The organism is Leptospira abararensis, from assembly GCF_016918735.1.
GTDB classification, from domain to species: domain Bacteria; phylum Spirochaetota; class Leptospiria; order Leptospirales; family Leptospiraceae; genus Leptospira_A; species Leptospira_A abararensis.
In genome coordinates, this window is sequence record NZ_JAFFPR010000027.1 from 326,670 (window position 1) to 342,511 (window position 15,842).

A 15,842-nucleotide genomic window follows, 5' to 3' on the forward strand; every position below is an offset into this window, starting at 1 on the left:
TATGTTATTTGATTTGCGAATCAAAAAAATCGAGTAAAATGCGAGGAAGCCATCTTCCTTCTGGATTGTCAGGAGAGGTGTCGCTGATAAAACCCACATGCCCCCCTTTTTCCGTAAGCACTGTTTGCAAAAGAGGAAATGAATTCCAACGAATCTCATGCCATACTTCCGAAGGGACAACCGGATCATCATCTGCATGGACAAGTAGGCCTGGAATTTTGATTCCACCTAAGTATTTAAGCCCTGAACAGATATTGTAGTATTCTAAAACATTCGCATAACCGGCAATTGGTGCCGTAAAAAAATCATCAAAATCAAAAAAGGACTTACTACGAAGCACTCGTTCTTTGATTTTATCTGGAATATCATAAATCCCTGAAGTTACCTTTTCTTTCATGGTATCTAAAAAATGATCCCGGTAAAAATTTCCTGCACGAGAATCAATAAAGTCACAACTGCGTTTTAAATCCAAAGGAGGGGAGGTAGCAGAAAATGCTTTGGCATAATGTTGTCTTTTTTCTCCGAAAAACTTTACCACCATATTTGCCGACAAAGAAAACCCTGAGACAAAAATGGATTTGGTGAAATGTTTATATATGTATTGTAATACGGTCTCTATATCTTCCGATTGGCCGGCATTGTAAGGTTTTCTAGCAAGTCCAAGGCCCCGACCGCAGTTTCGCAAATTCATTCGAACCACTCCATAACCACGATTCAATGCTTCTTTGCCGGCACTGACCATATAATGGGATTCAGTACTCCCTTCCATTCCATGAATGAGAAGTAGGTAATACCCGTTCCATTTGGATGCATTTTTACGGACTTGTGAGAGAGGAGGATTGTGTTCTAACCAAAGGATATCCCCAGACCGATCGTTTGTGGGAATGAGGATACTCTCTGAGTAATACTCATCCTCCAAAGAATTGTCTGGAGGAAAAAGTACATTGTAGACAGTTTGTAAATGTCTACCTTCTAAAAATCTTCTAGGTTTAAACTCTCTGTTAGACGACGTCAATTGTGTTTACGATTTTATCCACGATTCCGTAAGCTAATGCTTGTTCGGCGTCCATATAATAATCGCGATCGGTGTCTTCCACCAATTGTTCGTAGGATTTGCCACAAGCATCCGCTAACATTTGATTGAGTTTTTCTTTGGTTTTGACAATGTCCTGAGCATGGATGAGTAAATCCGTTGCAGGAGCTTGGATTTGTCCTCCAATGGAAGGTTGGTGGATCATCACTCGACCATTGGGCCAAATGTAACGATTTCCTTTTTTCCCGCCAATGAGTAAAATTGAACCCATAGATGCTGCCATTCCCATACAAACCGTATGAACCGGTGAGGAGATCATTTGCATGGTGTCATAGACAACAAGACCAGAGGTAACCACACCACCGGGGCTATTGATATAAAATGTAATTGGTTTTCCAGGATCTGCCATTTCCAAATACATCAATTTGGCTGTGAGTTCCTTGGAGGATTCGTCGGTGACAGGACCCCAAAGAAAGATTTTCCTTTTTTCCAGGAACTTCTTTCCCATGTTTTTGTCGCTAATGAGATCTTGTATGGTTTCGGAGATTTCTTTATCTGGTGTTTCTTCTTCTGGCATATTAATTCAGTCTTTCCTGTTTAGACGTATGAGGCAAGCGTTTCAGCTTGAAGTAAACGCCTAGAATCAGGAAAACACTGAAAGAAATAAAAAAGAAACGTAACAAAAAGAGCGGTGGTTCTTTCCACTCCCCACCAAGCCCAGCCGTGCGAAGGGAGGTAGGAACGGCCTTTGTTTTTTGTGTCAATGGCGAAGGCATTTCTTCGAATTTCAATACATGTGCCGTTTCAGAAAGTAGATAGTATTTTCTTGCTTCCTGCTCTAGGGCATAAACATCATTTTTTAGTCGGCGTTCTTTTTCTTCCAACCCTTGGTTTTCCACCACAAGCCTCTCTACCTCTGCATTGAGATTTTGTAATTCCTTCTCGAGGCGCATACGTTCGGCAATCCCAGACTCAGACAAAAGTCCGAGGTAAAGACCAGCACAAATATATGTTACGAGTAGGGAGGCTTTCGTTGGTGTCATATTACCTTAAGTTGTAAAACGTGTTTACTCCGCTATAAATTGCATTTTTACCGAGTTCTTCTTCGATGCGAAGGAGTTCGTTGTATTTGGCGATCCTGTCTGTTCTACTTAAAGAACCTGTTTTAATCTGACCGCAGTTTGTTGCCACAGCAATATGAGAAATGGTCGCATCTTCGGTTTCTCCCGATCTATGGGACACAACAGCCGTATACTGGGCTTTTTTCGCCATTTCAATGGCACTTAAGGTTTCTGTAAGAGTTCCGATTTGGTTCACTTTGATAAGGATGGAGTTACCAATCCCTTTATCGATCCCTTGGGCGAGTTTTTTGATGTTAGTTACGAACAAATCATCCCCCACAAGTTGGATCTTTTTACCCAGTTTTTCAGAAAGTTTTTTCCAGCCTGCCCAATCGTTTTCATCCAGACCGTCTTCCATAGTAATGATCGGATACTTCGATACTAAATTTGAGTAGTATTCTACGAGTTCTTCGGCGGTCTTCTCTGGTTTTTTCTCCGCTTTGAGGATGTATTTCTTTTTCTTCTCATCATAGAACTCAGAAGCGGCACAGTCCAAACCGATTTTGATGTCTAGGTCTGGTTTGTAACCTGCCTTTTCGATCGCAGTGAGGATGACTTCAATCGCTTCACTATTACTTGTTAGGTTAGGTGCAAACCCACCTTCATCACCCACAGCGGTATTGAGTCCCTTTCCTTTTAGAACAGTTTTCAAGCTATGGAACACTTCTGCACCCATACGAAGGGCTTCCCGGAAGTTGGGAGCCGAAACAGGAAGGATCATAAATTCTTGGAAGTCGATATTGTTATCTGCGTGAGCTCCACCATTGATGATATTCATCATGGGGACGGGAAGTTCACGAGAAAAAGTCCCTCCGATATAACGGTAGAGGGGAAGACCAGTATGGACTGCTGCTGCTTTTGCGACTGCCATAGAAACTCCGAGAAGGGCATTGGCACCTAACTTAGATTTATTGGCAGTTCCATCCAGAGAGATCATCGTTCCATCGATTAGGAGTTGGTTGGTTGCCGAAAGGCCAAGGATGGATTTTGAGATTTTAGAATTTACATTTTCTACGGCTTTTAGTACACCTTTTCCGGAGTATCTTTTTTTATCGCCATCACGAAGTTCTACCGCTTCGTGTTCACCTGTTGATGCACCGGAAGGAACCGCCGCGCGACCAAAGGAACCGTCTTCTAGAGTGACATCCACTTCAATGGTTGGATTTCCTCTGGAATCCATGATTTCACGGGCTTTGACGGAACGAATGCTATCTTTTTGGGACATCGGGAATTGTTTCTCCTAAGGGATAATTTCCTCCCAGTCTTAGGAATTTTAAGCCTCTGACAATAAACTTTTTCGACAAAGAGCCTTGTTCCAGGAAAATGACTTAAAAAGAAGAGGGAACCGTGAACGAACGCCAAAAATTCACCCGCAATTTTTCCATTATCGCCCATGTCGACCATGGAAAATCCACTCTGGCGGATCGTTTGCTTGAGATTGGTCTTGTCACGGACAAAAGGACTCAAAAGAACCAAATCCTGGATTCCATGGATATTGAACGGGAACGTGGAATCACGATCAAAGCCAATAATGCATCTTTTGATTATTTAGCCAAAGATGGAAATGTCTATCATCTGAATTTAATCGATACTCCAGGCCACGTGGACTTTACATACGAAGTGTCCCGTTCTCTTGCCGCTTGTGAAGGGGTTTTACTGATAGTCGATGCAAGCCAAGGTGTGGAAGCCCAAACCTTAGCCAATTTATATCTCGCGATGGATTTAAATCTTCGCATAATCCCCGTTATTAACAAAATCGATCTTCCTTCTGCGGATATCGACAAATGCAAATTGATGATTGAAGAGTCCCTCGGACTGAATCCCGAGGAAGCGATTCCTATTTCCGCAAAAACAGGACTGAATGTACAGGAAGTACTGGAAGCGATTTGTTATTTACTCCCTCCACCCGTAGGGGATGTGGAAGCTCCACTGAAGGCACTCATTTACGATTCTTTCTTTGATACTTATATGGGTGTGGTTGCCAAAGTGCGTTTGTTTGATGGGAAACTCCGAAAAGGGGAGACGATCCATATGATGCACATTGGTCGGCAGTTTCCAGTCACGGAAGTGGGGATCAACCGCCTATCCATGGTTCCATGCGACGAGCTTCAAGCCGGAGACGTTGGGTATGTCGTCGCTGGTATGAAAAAGATGGGAGATGCCAAAACGGGAGATACCATCACCATTGCCAACAGACAAACCGCAGAAGATGTCAAGGGATTTAAGGATGCAAAACCCATGGTGTTTGCAGGTCTTTTTCCGATTAACGGAGAAGACTTTGACGCTCTTGTGGATGCGATCGAAAAACTAAAGTTAAACGATTCTGCATTAACGTTTGAAAGAGAAAATTCCGCAGCTCTTGGTTTTGGTTTTCGAGTGGGTTACCTTGGCCTTCTTCATATGGAAATTGTACAAGAGAGATTAGAAAGGGAATTTAATTTAGCCCTGATCACCACAGCCCCATCAGTTAAATTTCGAATCACCACCACAAAAGACGAAGTCATTGAAGTGGATAATCCGAGCAAATGGCCCGATCCCATCCTCATTGGAAAGTCAGAAGAACCTTTTGTAAAAGCAACTATCATTGCTCCTGAATCCTATGTGGGAAATATCATGTCTCTTGTGATCGACAAACGGGGAATCCATATGGATACTGTTTATCTTTCCAAAGACAAACTCCAACTCACCTATGAACTTCCCTTGGCAGAACTCATCTTTGAATTCTATGACAAACTCAAATCCTATACCAAAGGATATGCTTCTTTGGATTATGAAGAAGTCGGGTATCGGGAATCTAAACTGGTGCGGATGGACATTCTTGTGAATGCGGAGCCCGTGGATGCCCTTTCCTCCATCGTTCACAAATCCAAAGCGGAAGATAGGGGACGCGTGATCATTGAAAAACTAAAAGACCTCATCCCTCGTCACCAATTTATGATTCCACTGCAAGCAGCCATTGGTTCCAAAGTGGTGGCCCGGGAAAGTATTTCTGCCCTTCGTAAAAACGTAACAGCGAAATGTTATGGTGGTGATATATCTCGAAAGAAAAAACTTCTCGAGAAACAGAAAGAAGGTAAAAAACGAATGAAACAAATTGGAAATGTGGAGATCCCGCAAGAAGCCTTCCTTTCCATTCTCAAAACTGGAGACTAAAGTCAATTGTCAATTCTACCAAGAACTCTTGGTAGAATTGGAGAACTAAAGTTTGTTTGCCTTTCCATTCTTTATTCCACTTGTTTGCTGTTTCCACTCAATGACTCCATTCGGAAGATTCGAATTTTGAATGAGAAAATCGATGACAGATAGAACCCGAAAAAAACACAAAGATACAATTTCTCCTGCCAACCTTTTGAATCGCCAAGACCAAGCGGAATTTTCCAAGAAATTTCCCCTCCAAATATCAGAAGTGCCCGCTCGAGGATTAGAATCTTTTTCCACTGAACTGCCAAACAACCGGGATTCAGAAACAGAGGTGGTTCATTCCCAACAACCGAAGGACCTATCAATTCCTAATTTATATTTCCTTCGGGATGACTTACTTCCTCTAGGACTAGGAACCAAATGGCGAAAGGTTCACGGCATACTCGATTTTTTGAAAAAGAACCAAATAGACAAGGTTCTTCTTTGGGGGGCCATCCATGGAAATTATTTGGCCAGTTTCACTTATATCCTTCGGAATCATGGAATTGAAGTGGATACGGTAGCCTATACAAAAGACCCAAAATTAAAAACTTATAACGAACAATTGGTTCGAGGCCATTCTCACTCTATCGAATGTTATGCGAGTAGGAAAGAGGCATATTCTGCTTGGTTATTAAGACAAATCGATTTTCCTGGACTTGTGCTTCCCGAATTTGGAATCCATCCAGGCCAGATCCCAGGGCTCCAGTCACTTTGGGAAAAATTGGGAAAGGAGTTAGAAAAAAAGTCTCTTTTCCTTTCTACGTCGAAGGAAACGCCAAATCAATCAAAAGAGACTTTGACAAAACACCGAACGAGTAAGAACGAAATCCAAACAAAACAAGAATCTAATACCGTCGCAGCCATACTGATTTTAGAAATTGGTTCTGGTGCGACCTTCCTTTCTGCCTTTGATGCCCTTCACGGAAGTTCCCTAATGGTTCTGGGAGTGATGGTGGGAGAATCGAAAGAAAAGTGGATTCCCAAAGTGGCCAATTTACAAAAACAGTTGGGACTGAAAATCCTATCCGTCCCCGCAGAACAAATTTTGGAACTTCCAAGGATTGGCGAAGGGGGGTTCCCAAAATCAGAAAGAGATATGGATTCAGGAATACTTGCTTCGGAAATACAGCCGATTCACTCTGCACCTTGGGACAGTACCAATCCCAATATACTTCGAAAAATAATCACTAGACCAAAGAAAATATCGAGTCAGTTTGCAAAGAAAAACCTGGCACTTTTGGAATGGATTGGCAGATTTTATCGCAATACAAGTATCCTACTTGAACCGATTTATAGTGGAACCACGGTCTATTCCTTCTTACGAGAAATATATGAAATGCAATTAGTCGCCCAACCAAGGGATTCTAAGGAATCCGCAACCAAGGTTCCAGAGAATCAATGCCCAGAAGGAAAAAATCCTATGGGGGAAAATGGCAATTCGAAACACGTTCCAAACCACTTCCTGAAACGTTCTCCCTCAGGAGAAATGATTCCGATTTTTTATCTCCACCAAGGAGGCCAAATCCAACATTTAGATTCGGTCTTAGAAGAGTGCTAAGTATGGAACGACCTTTGGTTTCCATAATCATTCCTACATTCAATCGCCGAGGGGTCGTAACAGGTGCCATCGAATCAGTGATCGCACAAACCTATCCACATTGGGAACTCCATATCATCGACGACGGTTCCACAGACGGAACCTGGAGGGACTTACTCTCGAAATTGCCGGGTTGGAAAAAAAAACTCACATCGTTCGGACGAAACCAAAAGTCCATCCAAGTCCACCAAACAGAACATAGGGGAGTGAGTGGGGCCAGAAATTTTGGAATCACAAAAGCCGAAGGCGAATGGATTGCCTTTTTAGATTCGGATGATGAGTGGTATCCAGAAAAACTATCTAAACAAATGGAATTCCATAAAAATCATCCAGAATATTTATTTTCCCAAACCAAAGAAGTCTGGAATAAAAAGGGAAATCTTTTAGAACCCAAAGGAAAGTATCAAAAAATCAATGGAAATTTTTTAAAGGAATCCTTGGAAATATGCATGGTGACCTGTTCTAGTTTTTTAGCACATAGAGAAACTTTGAAATCCATTGGTTTCTTTCGCGCCGAACTACCGGTATGCGAAGATTATGATTTGTGGAATCGGATTTTGTTATCGGGGCATTCCATCGGGTTATTGGAAGAAAATTTAATGGTGCGATATGGTGGCCACGACGACCAACTTTCGAACCAGTACCAGGCCTTAGAACGATTTCGTTTGTATTCACTTATACTTACCAAAGAAGAACTCCGTGAAAACGGGAAATGGGATTTGTTACCAATGGAATCCAAAACACTAGTCCAAAAAGCCATCCAATCTCGGGTAGAAACGATCATTCAAGGTAGGAAAAAAAGAGGGAAGGAAACGAACTGGTTACAGACTATGAGGGAAAATTTTCATTCAGACAAAATCATTTCTAAAAGAGAATTACTGGCTCTATTGGAAGACACTCTATTTTAATTGAGTAAAGTAGGCGTCTTTTAAAAATAAAAAACCCGGTATTTTACTACCGGGTTTTTTTGCCACTATCACAAAACTTACGTTCTGTGATAGTCTTCTTACTCTGAAACAAAGTTAGCTCGAAATATACTCTCTGTTTAACTTTGTGATGAAGTTTACCGAAATTTCTTTCGGACAAGCAGCTTCACATTCGTATTGGTTTGTACAATTTCCAAAACCTTCTTTGTCCATAGCACTTACCATCTTTCGAACCCGTTCTTTTTTCTCAACAACCCCTTGTGGAAGGAGAGCCAAGTGCGAAACTTTTGCGGATACAAATAACATTGCAGAAGCATTTTTACATGCTGCTACACAAGCCCCGCATCCGATACAAGTGGCCGCGTCCATGGCGAGGTCTGCATCCACTTTTGGAATTGGCAGTGCATTTCCGTCCGGTGCCCCGCCGGTGTTTATGGATACATATCCACCTGCTTGGATGATTCGGTCAAAGGCGGAACGGTCTACAATTAGATCTTTTGCCACAGGGAAAGCTTTGGCTCTCCATGGTTCGATATAAACCGTATCCCCATCTTTGAACTTACGCATATGTAACTGGCAAGTGGTAGTTCCTTTTTCGGGACCATGCGGAATTCCGTTTATCACCATAGAACATGCCCCACAAATCCCTTCGCGGCAGTCATGGTCAAAAGCGATCGGGTCATCACCCTTTTTGATTAGGTCATCGTTGACAACATCCAACATCTCTAGGAAAGACATGTGTTCGCTGATGTTAGTTGCTTCATAACTAACCATACGACCTTTATCGTTTTTATCTTTTTGTCGCCAAACTTTAAGGTGTAACTTCATATTATCCATTATTTGTAGCTCCTTACGGCTAGGTGGATGTTTTCATACTCGAGTTTTTCACGGTGTTCTTCAGGAGCCTTTCCCTCTCCCTTATATTCCCAAGCAGTTACGTGGCAGAATTTATCATCGTTACGTTTTGCTTCTCCATCTTCTGTTTGGTGTTCCTCACGGAAGTGACCACCACAAGATTCTTCTCTCGTAAGTGCATCTAAACAAAGTAGTTCACCAAACTCTAAGTAGTCGGCAACACGACCCGCTTTTTCCAACTCTTGGTTGAGCTCAGATCCTGATCCGGCAACTTTTACGTTTTTCCAAAATTCTTCCCGAAGTTCTGGAATTTTTTTAAGAGCGTCCTTTAGCCCTTTTTCATTACGAGCCATACCGCACTGGTCCCACATGATTTTACCGAGCGCTCTATGGAAATCGTCTGGAGTTTTTTTACCGTTGATGGCGAGGAGTTTGTTTGTCATCTCACGAACGCGGGCTTCTGCTTCTTTGAATTCCGGTCTGTCTGTAGAGATATTTTTATGACCTTCTCTGGCAAAATAATCACCTATCGTATAAGGGATTACAAAGTATCCATCTGCAAGTCCTTGCATGAGAGCTGATGCTCCGAGTCGGTTGGCACCATGGTCAGAGAAGTTGGCTTCACCTAAAACGTGGAGGCCCGGGACATTGGACATGAGGTTGTAATCTACCCAAAGTCCACCCATTGTATAGTGAACCGCAGGATAAATACGCATCGGAACTTTGTATGGGTTTTCACCAGTAATGCGTTCATACATTTGGAAGAGGTTGTCGTAGCGGTCTGCAACCACAGGTTCTCCCAATCGTTTGATGGAATCAGAAAAATCCAAATACACACCGAGACGTTTGTCTCCCACTTTCGGACCCACACCAAGACCATTGTCACATGCTTCTTTGGCAGAACGAGAAGAGATGTCCCGTGGAGCCAAGTTTCCGTAAGAAGGGTATTTTCTCTCTAAGTAGTAGTCTCTTTCGTCTTCTGGAATTTCATGAGGAGCGCGGAGGTCATCCTTTTTTTTCGGAACCCAAACACGTCCGTCGTTACGAAGAGATTCTGACATCAGAGTCAATTTGGATTGGTAGTCTCCGGCTTGCGGAATACAAGTAGGGTGAATTTGCGTATAACAAGGGTTTGCAAAACCGGCACCTTTTTTGTATGCACGGTAAGTAGCAGTGACATTGGAACCTTTTGCATTGGTTGAAAGGTAAAACACGTTTCCGTATCCACCAGAAGCTAAGATCACAGCATCCCCTGCATGAGAAGAAATCTCACCAGTTACTAAATCTCGAACTACGATTCCTTTGGCATGTCCATCCACAAGAACCAGTTCTAACATTTCCGTTCTAGGATACATTTTTACTGCACCACGAGCGATTTGTTTTTCTAGGGCGGAATAGGCTCCTAGTAATAACTGTTGGCCGGTTTGTCCTTTTGCATAAAAAGTACGAGATACTTGTGCTCCACCGAAAGACCGGTTGGAAAGGGTTCCCCCATACTCACGAGCAAAAGGAACACCTTGTGCTACGCACTGGTCAATGATATTTGTCGATTCATGAGCCAATCGATATACGTTTGCTTCTCTTGCTCGGAAGTCTCCACCTTTGACTGTATCATAGAACAACCGGTAAACGGAGTCCCCATCATTTTGGTAGTTCTTAGCCGCATTGATCCCACCTTGGGCAGCAATGGAGTGGGCACGTCTGGGACTGTCTTGGAAACAGAAAACAGAAACTTGGTATCCAAGCTCTGAGAGTGTTGCCGCAGCTGAGGCACCAGCAAGACCAGTTCCGACAATGATAACTTTATACTTACGTTTGTTTGCCGGGTTTACAAGTTTGATGTCTTGTTTGTGTTTGTCCCATTTTTGTTCTAAGGGACCCGACGGAATTTTTGCATCTAATTTCATAACTTCTCCTAAAAACCCTTAACGGACATACCCGAGTAAAATCGAGATCGGCATGGAACTATTTCCAAGGAAGATGATAAGACCAAGTCCTGTGGATAGTTTCTGGATAGTGGGGTTGTGTTTTGGTGCCAAGATACCTAATGTCTGTAACATGGATCCTAAAGCATGAGAAAAATGGAGAGCAAGAAAAACCATAAATACGATGTAGGACCCTGCAATGATGGGATCTTGAAATCCAAGGATTACCATAGCATATACGTCGTGAACTACATCACCATTTTTAAGGATGTATTCATGAGTGTAATGATCCGGATTAGTGAATCCTAAAGTAAAATGTGCCAGATGGTACACAAGAAACGTAAGGAGTAGGAGTCCGCTATAAGCCATGGTGCGGGAAGCAACAGAAGCTTGAATGGTGGAACCTTTTGCGTAAGAGACAGGTCTCGCAGATGAATTCTCAAACTTTAGTTGGATGGCTGTGAATACGTGTCCAAAAAAGGCCACAATAAGTCCAATCCTTGCCACCCATAATAGGGGACCTAAATCTTTAAGAAACTTTGCGTAGGTGTTTAATTTTTCTGGTCCTTGGAAAACTTGTAAGTTTCCGACCATGTGGGCGATCACGAATCCAAACCAGATAAATCCGGTAATGGCCATTATGATCTTCTTTCCAATTGAGGACCGAAAGAAGTCTAGACTCAACGTCATTGAAGAGCTCCTGATAGATTATAGGTGTAAATTTTTTCTATTACGTCCAGTTTTAGACAGATTCCACTTCCCGTAAATTCATAAATCAGATTAGCATAAAACTTACGAATTTGAGTTTGTTTCTCAATAGAAACTTAAGGAAGAGGAGGAGAGGGGAAAAGGAGTTGAGTCCGGGCCTAAAGCCAGTCATAGTTGCTAAATCTTGCTAAGAAAACAAAATGGGAAAGTACAGGGTTTGGGTGGATGGAGTAGAGTTCCCGTTTTGGTTCTTTTTTGGATTTCTTTTTTTCTCTGTTCAAAACCAAGTGAAAATCTTCCTGAAACCCGCAAGGCTTATTTAAAAGAAGTAGGATTGCCCATTCTTGTTACCATCCGTCCCCGGCACAAAATCAATGCAAAAGAATTGCAACTGTATATCAAAACAGAAAACCTATCTAATGTTAGTATTCATAAATTTCAGATTTTATTTTTTGCCTTAGACCAACAAAAACAAATTTTGATTCCAGAAGATAAAAAAACACCAGAACTCATTTGTTCGATCGAAAAAAGAATCCAACCGAACCTTATCTTCAAATGCCATGTTGGCCCTTTCGTATATGCGAATCTTTGGTCCTCGATTCAAATCCAATCTATTTCCTTTACTACGGAAGACAAAATACGACACGTGATTAGCGAAGAAGACTTAGATGACGTGACTCTTTGGTTATAAAAATTAGGAATTTTTTTGTGATAATTTCGCACTAAATCCAACACTCAAAACAATTTAGAATGATTCCATTCGTGTTGACATCTCAGGCTTTAGATTTTAGGATTTCCAAACATTTATGTTCTCGAAATTAAAACAAGATATTCCTTCAGGCTTAGTCGTCTTCTTGGTCGCTCTTCCCCTATGTTTGGGAGTGGCATTGGCCAGTGGTGCCCCTTTATTATCAGGTGTGATCTCAGGTGTGATTGGAGGAATTGTTGTTGGAATCCTAAGCCATTCCAATACTAGTGTGAGTGGGCCTGCTGCGGGTCTTGTCACTTTAGTGTTAGCTGCCATTGCAGGCCTTGGTGATTATCGCACCTTTCTTTTAGCCGTTTTATTAGCTGGATTGATCCAAATTGCGATTGGCCTTTTGCGAGGTGGGTTTATCGCTAACTACGTCCCGTCTAATGTGATCCAAGGATTACTTGCCTCCATCGGAATCATTCTTATCTTAAAACAAATCCCCCATGCTGTTGGGTTTGACGTAGATCCAGAAGAAGACTTTATTTTCTTTCAAAAGGATGGGGAAAACACCTTCTCTGAACTTTTGAATCTATTCAAATACTTCTCTTGGGGTGCAGTTTTAATCGCGATTTCTTCTTTGGCACTGATGACAGGTTACGACAAAACCAAATGGAAAGTTTTGAAATTTTTGCCATCTCCAGTCCTTGTGATTCTTTTGGGAGTTTTCTTGAATGGAATCTTTCAAACCTACATACCAGAATGGTATCTTTCCCAAAAACATTTAGTATCCATTCCTAATATTAAAAATTGGGAATCGGTGTTTTTCTTTCCCAATTTTTCGGAGATTGCGAACACCAAGGTATGGTATTTTGCTATTACAATTGCTGCCTTTGCTACTCTGGAAACGCTACTTAATTTGGATGCAGTGGAGAGAATTGATCCACACAAACGACTCGCATCCCCTAACAGAGAACTTGTGGCCCAAGGAATAGGGAACTCACTTTCTGGTTTGATTGGAGGCCTTCCCATTACTTCCGTGATAGTTCGAAGTTCCGTAAATATTTACGCCGGAGCCGAATCCAAATTTTCCACTATCTTTCATGGAATTTTGCTGTCTCTTAGCGTTGTTTTTTTCGGATCCTTCTTAAATTTAATTCCCTTGTCTTCTTTAGCTGTGATCTTAATTGTAACCGGTTTTAAACTAACGAATTTAAACCTGTATCAATCCATTTATAAAAAGGGAATTTATCAATTTTTACCTTTCATTGCAACCATCATTGCCATTATTTTCACTGATCTATTAACCGGAGTCCTGATTGGACTCTCTATTAGTTTTATTTTTATCTTAAAAAATAATTATAAAAACCCATTCTCTGTGGAAACGGAAACCTTAAATATTGGCGAAACGGTAAGGATCGAATTGCCAAACCAAGTTTCTTTTTTGAATAAAGCTTCTATCAAAGATACACTTTGGGCAATCCCGGAAAATTCCAAATTGATTGTGGATGCATCGAATTGTAATTTCATAGACCACGATATTTTAGAGGTCTTGGAGGAATTCAAGACTGTAGTTTCTGTTGAAAAGAAGATCCAACTGAATTTGATCGGTCTGAAAGATTCTTATGAGCTCAGTGACCAGGTTCAGTTTGTAAATATTTTAGATAAGGAAGCCCAACAAAAACTGACTCCAGACGAAATCTTAGATTTTCTAAAACGAGGGAATGAAAGGTTTGTTAAAGGGAAATGGTCGGAAAAATATTTCAAACACCAAGTGAATGCCACTGCCTTTGGTCAAAATCCCATTGCTGTCGTTTTGTCTTGTATTGATTCGAGGACAAGTCCGGAAATTATTTTTGATGCAGGGCTTGGGGATATCATTTCCATTCGGATCGCGGGAAATATTGTGAACGAAGAAATCCTGGGAAGTTTAGAGTTGTCATGCGATAAAATTGGAACAAAACTGGTGGTTGTACTTGGACATTCCAATTGTGGGGCAGTTTCAAGTGCCATTTATGCGCTTCGGGACGGTAACATTGCGAGCGTGACTAAAAAAATCCAAAAAGCAATCGATGAATCCGAAAAGATCATCCATCCCATCCAAAAAGAAAATGAACATATCTTCAATCATGTGGTGAAGGCTAATGTGAAAAATTCGATTGAGGAGATCCTGACAAACAGTCCCTATCTAGCAGAAAAAGTGAAAACCAAAGAGATTAAAATAGTCTCAGGATTTTATGATACTTCTTCTGGGGAAGTTCAGTTTTTTGAAACTGCAGGATAAACAGGAGCAAAACTGAAGCTTTAGTTCAAAAGAAAAAGGGGAGGGGAGTTAAAAATAGATTCTGGATAGAACTCCCCTATCCTATTTTTCAACCCAGACAGAGTAAAGAAATGAATTCATACTTTATCTGGGTCTTTAAGTCTAGAATGTCTCTATTTGTTCACTGGAACAAACAACGGTTTGTATACATTCCAATTTACGTAAGCAAGGAATGCATTCGCAACAACAACAAAAATACCGACTGGTATCCCTTCAGGAGCAATTGTTAGGTGAACCAATAAAATATTGATCGCGATTGGAGCAATGACTATCGAAGCCAAAGGAACAAATCTTCCAGTCAGGAAGGCTATTGCCACGATAAGTTCTGTCACTTTAATCAATGTCATCAAATACCCAGAAGCCTTAATCCCATCATTAAATATCTTTAGATTTCCTGTCGTTTCCGGTTGCTCCACTAAATTGAAGAGGATCACGACGGAAGAAAACAAAAACAATGCTCCAAGCAAAATCCTAACGATTGTATACGCAATTTTCATACCATTTTCCTTTAGATGAGTTTATTTCTCTTCTAGGACTTTCCAAAGATCACCCTAGTTTTTCTGAATCATGAGCAGAAACAATAAAAAGTCACCTCGTTTTCAAAGGATTCTAAATTTAAGAAAAGTCCGCATTCTTTACGTTTTAGGGATTTTTACAAGTCCTAATGCAATAAACTCGTTGTTTGGTGGCATTGATAATCAGGGCTAATTTATGAAATTTGGATTCCCATTTGCATTTACTTTGTTTTTTTTACTGGTTCACTGCGCTACAGCCGTTCAAACGGAACTTTCCGAACAAGAAAGATCAGAAAAATCGCTACGACTCCAATATTCTCAGGAACTCGAGACCAAGGTTTTAAAAGTGGGTCCCGCTAAGGAAATCACTATCGGAAAATTTGCACTCCAATCTTTTTCCAGCACTAGCTCTCGTTTTTTCTCTGTAAGTTCTTTATCACCTTTAAAATCGAACGATCCTCTTGAGCCAGGTGCGATTGTCTTACGTAAGGTGCAAGTGGATAGGTCTTTCGAATTTGAGGAAGGAACGACAAAATTCCACCATGCCACCTTTGCATCCATTGTTGAGTTTTTGGTGGTGAGTCCTTCAGGAGAATCAAAACGTATTTTGGGCCATTCAGAACAAATTACCTCTAGGATCATTCCTTTCAGTGCTGACGATACTGATTCGAAAGATAAAATTGCGAATAGCATTCAATCCGCAGTGGAGGAAGGTTTACAGCAGATCGTTTCTTTGCAAGATTTTCCCTCTATCTATAAAAGCCAAAATATGTTTCAGAGGTAAAATCGGTTTTCCCTGCCACCTGATGCAGTGTTACCGATGTGCCTTTCCATACACTCAAATCGGTACGAAAGCTTATGCGACATAATACTAATTATGGGAAGTGCCTCACTGCATCACGTAAGAATCTACTCGAAACCCTAGCCGTTGCATCATCTAAAAATCTACTCCAAATTAGATAAGG

14 protein-coding genes are annotated in these 15,842 nt (G+C 41.3%); 6 read left to right on the plus strand and 8 right to left on the minus strand.

The genetic code is table 11. The annotated features are described in order from the left end of the window. Positions 1-4 precede the first annotated feature (4 nt). Genes JWG40_RS09775 through eno form a run of 4 tightly spaced genes read right to left on the minus strand, consistent with a single transcriptional unit; the run spans position 5 to position 3,379 of the window. The gene (locus tag JWG40_RS09775; protein WP_205285601.1) at positions 5-1,015 is read right to left on the minus strand and encodes a YheT family hydrolase; all 1,011 of its coding nucleotides are present in this window, start codon (positions 1,013-1,015) and stop codon (positions 5-7) included. Then, entirely contained in the window at positions 1,002-1,610 is a 609-nt protein-coding gene (locus JWG40_RS09780; RefSeq protein ID WP_002974223.1) for a ClpP family protease, read from the minus strand. The genes JWG40_RS09775 and JWG40_RS09780 overlap by 14 nt, the downstream gene beginning before the upstream one ends. A gap of 1 nt (position 1,611) precedes the next feature. Then, positions 1,612-2,076, minus strand: coding sequence for an FtsB family cell division protein (locus tag JWG40_RS09785; protein ID WP_205285603.1), 465 nt, complete (start codon positions 2,074-2,076; stop codon positions 1,612-1,614). Position 2,077: 1 nt separating this feature from the next. Continuing rightward, on the minus strand, positions 2,078-3,379 hold the full coding sequence (eno, locus tag JWG40_RS09790) for a phosphopyruvate hydratase (RefSeq protein ID WP_205285605.1): 1,302 nt from the start codon (positions 3,377-3,379) through the stop codon (positions 2,078-2,080). A gap of 122 nt (positions 3,380-3,501) precedes the next feature. Between eno and lepA the strand changes: the two genes are divergently transcribed. The 3 genes from lepA to JWG40_RS09805 all read left to right on the plus strand — a co-directional run bounded on the left by lepA (position 3,502) and on the right by JWG40_RS09805 (position 7,842). Then, on the plus strand, positions 3,502-5,307 hold the full coding sequence (gene lepA, locus JWG40_RS09795; protein WP_205285607.1) for a translation elongation factor 4: 1,806 nt from the start codon (positions 3,502-3,504) through the stop codon (positions 5,305-5,307). A gap of 142 nt (positions 5,308-5,449) precedes the next feature. Further along, a complete protein-coding gene (locus JWG40_RS09800) occupies positions 5,450-6,895 on the plus strand; it encodes a hypothetical protein (protein WP_232369281.1) in 1,446 nt (481 codons plus the stop codon). 2 nt (positions 6,896-6,897) lie between these two features. Beyond that, entirely contained in the window at positions 6,898-7,842 is a 945-nt protein-coding gene (locus JWG40_RS09805) for a glycosyltransferase family 2 protein (protein WP_205285611.1), read from the plus strand. Between the two features lie 114 nt (positions 7,843-7,956). Here the strand turns inward: JWG40_RS09805 and JWG40_RS09810 are convergent, their stop codons facing one another. From JWG40_RS09810 to JWG40_RS09820, 3 genes are read right to left on the minus strand one after another with little or no spacing between them, the layout of a single operon-like run. Further along, positions 7,957-8,688, minus strand: a complete 732-nt coding sequence (locus JWG40_RS09810) for a succinate dehydrogenase/fumarate reductase iron-sulfur subunit (RefSeq protein WP_205285613.1) — start codon at positions 8,686-8,688, stop codon at positions 7,957-7,959. 8 nt (positions 8,689-8,696) lie between these two features. After that, positions 8,697-10,622 carry a fumarate reductase/succinate dehydrogenase flavoprotein subunit gene (locus tag JWG40_RS09815; RefSeq protein ID WP_205285615.1) on the minus strand — a complete coding sequence of 642 codons (1,926 nt, stop codon included), beginning with the start codon at positions 10,620-10,622 and terminating at the stop codon, positions 8,697-8,699. 18 nt (positions 10,623-10,640) lie between these two features. Beyond that, positions 10,641-11,330, minus strand: a complete 690-nt coding sequence (locus JWG40_RS09820; RefSeq protein ID WP_205285617.1) for a succinate dehydrogenase cytochrome b subunit — start codon at positions 11,328-11,330, stop codon at positions 10,641-10,643. 262 nt (positions 11,331-11,592) lie between these two features. Between JWG40_RS09820 and JWG40_RS09825 the strand changes: the two genes are divergently transcribed. Continuing rightward, on the plus strand, positions 11,593-12,039 hold the full coding sequence (locus JWG40_RS09825) for a hypothetical protein (RefSeq protein ID WP_205285642.1): 447 nt from the start codon (positions 11,593-11,595) through the stop codon (positions 12,037-12,039). A gap of 115 nt (positions 12,040-12,154) precedes the next feature. Beyond that, positions 12,155-14,323 carry a SulP family inorganic anion transporter gene (locus JWG40_RS09830; RefSeq protein WP_205285619.1) on the plus strand — a complete coding sequence of 723 codons (2,169 nt, stop codon included), beginning with the start codon at positions 12,155-12,157 and terminating at the stop codon, positions 14,321-14,323. 152 nt (positions 14,324-14,475) lie between these two features. Here the strand turns inward: JWG40_RS09830 and JWG40_RS09835 are convergent, their stop codons facing one another. Next, entirely contained in the window at positions 14,476-14,859 is a 384-nt protein-coding gene (locus JWG40_RS09835) for a DoxX family membrane protein (protein ID WP_205285620.1), read from the minus strand. Positions 14,860-15,073: 214 nt separating this feature from the next. Here JWG40_RS09835 and JWG40_RS09840 point away from each other — a divergent pair, with 214 nt between their 5' ends. Next, on the plus strand, positions 15,074-15,661 hold the full coding sequence (locus tag JWG40_RS09840; protein WP_205285622.1) for a hypothetical protein: 588 nt from the start codon (positions 15,074-15,076) through the stop codon (positions 15,659-15,661). Positions 15,662-15,842: the final 181 nt, after the last annotated feature.

Coding starts and splice junctions, on each gene's coding strand:
- JWG40_RS09830 (WP_205285619.1), top strand. CDS start 12,155: ATGTTCTCGAAATTAAAACAAGATATTCCTTCAGGCTTAGTCGTCTTC.
- JWG40_RS09835 (WP_205285620.1), bottom strand. CDS start 14,859: ATGAAAATTGCGTATACAATCGTTAGGATTTTGCTTGGAGCATTGTTT.
- JWG40_RS09805 (WP_205285611.1), top strand. CDS start 6,898: ATGGAACGACCTTTGGTTTCCATAATCATTCCTACATTCAATCGCCGA.
- JWG40_RS09785 (WP_205285603.1), bottom strand. CDS start 2,076: ATGACACCAACGAAAGCCTCCCTACTCGTAACATATATTTGTGCTGGT.
- JWG40_RS09820 (WP_205285617.1), bottom strand. CDS start 11,330: ATGACGTTGAGTCTAGACTTCTTTCGGTCCTCAATTGGAAAGAAGATC.
- JWG40_RS09780 (WP_002974223.1), bottom strand. CDS start 1,610: ATGCCAGAAGAAGAAACACCAGATAAAGAAATCTCCGAAACCATACAA.
- JWG40_RS09810 (WP_205285613.1), bottom strand. CDS start 8,688: ATGAAGTTACACCTTAAAGTTTGGCGACAAAAAGATAAAAACGATAAA.
- JWG40_RS09800 (WP_232369281.1), top strand. CDS start 5,450: ATGACAGATAGAACCCGAAAAAAACACAAAGATACAATTTCTCCTGCC.
- eno (WP_205285605.1), bottom strand. CDS start 3,379: ATGTCCCAAAAAGATAGCATTCGTTCCGTCAAAGCCCGTGAAATCATG.
- JWG40_RS09840 (WP_205285622.1), top strand. CDS start 15,074: ATGAAATTTGGATTCCCATTTGCATTTACTTTGTTTTTTTTACTGGTT.
- JWG40_RS09815 (WP_205285615.1), bottom strand. CDS start 10,622: ATGAAATTAGATGCAAAAATTCCGTCGGGTCCCTTAGAACAAAAATGG.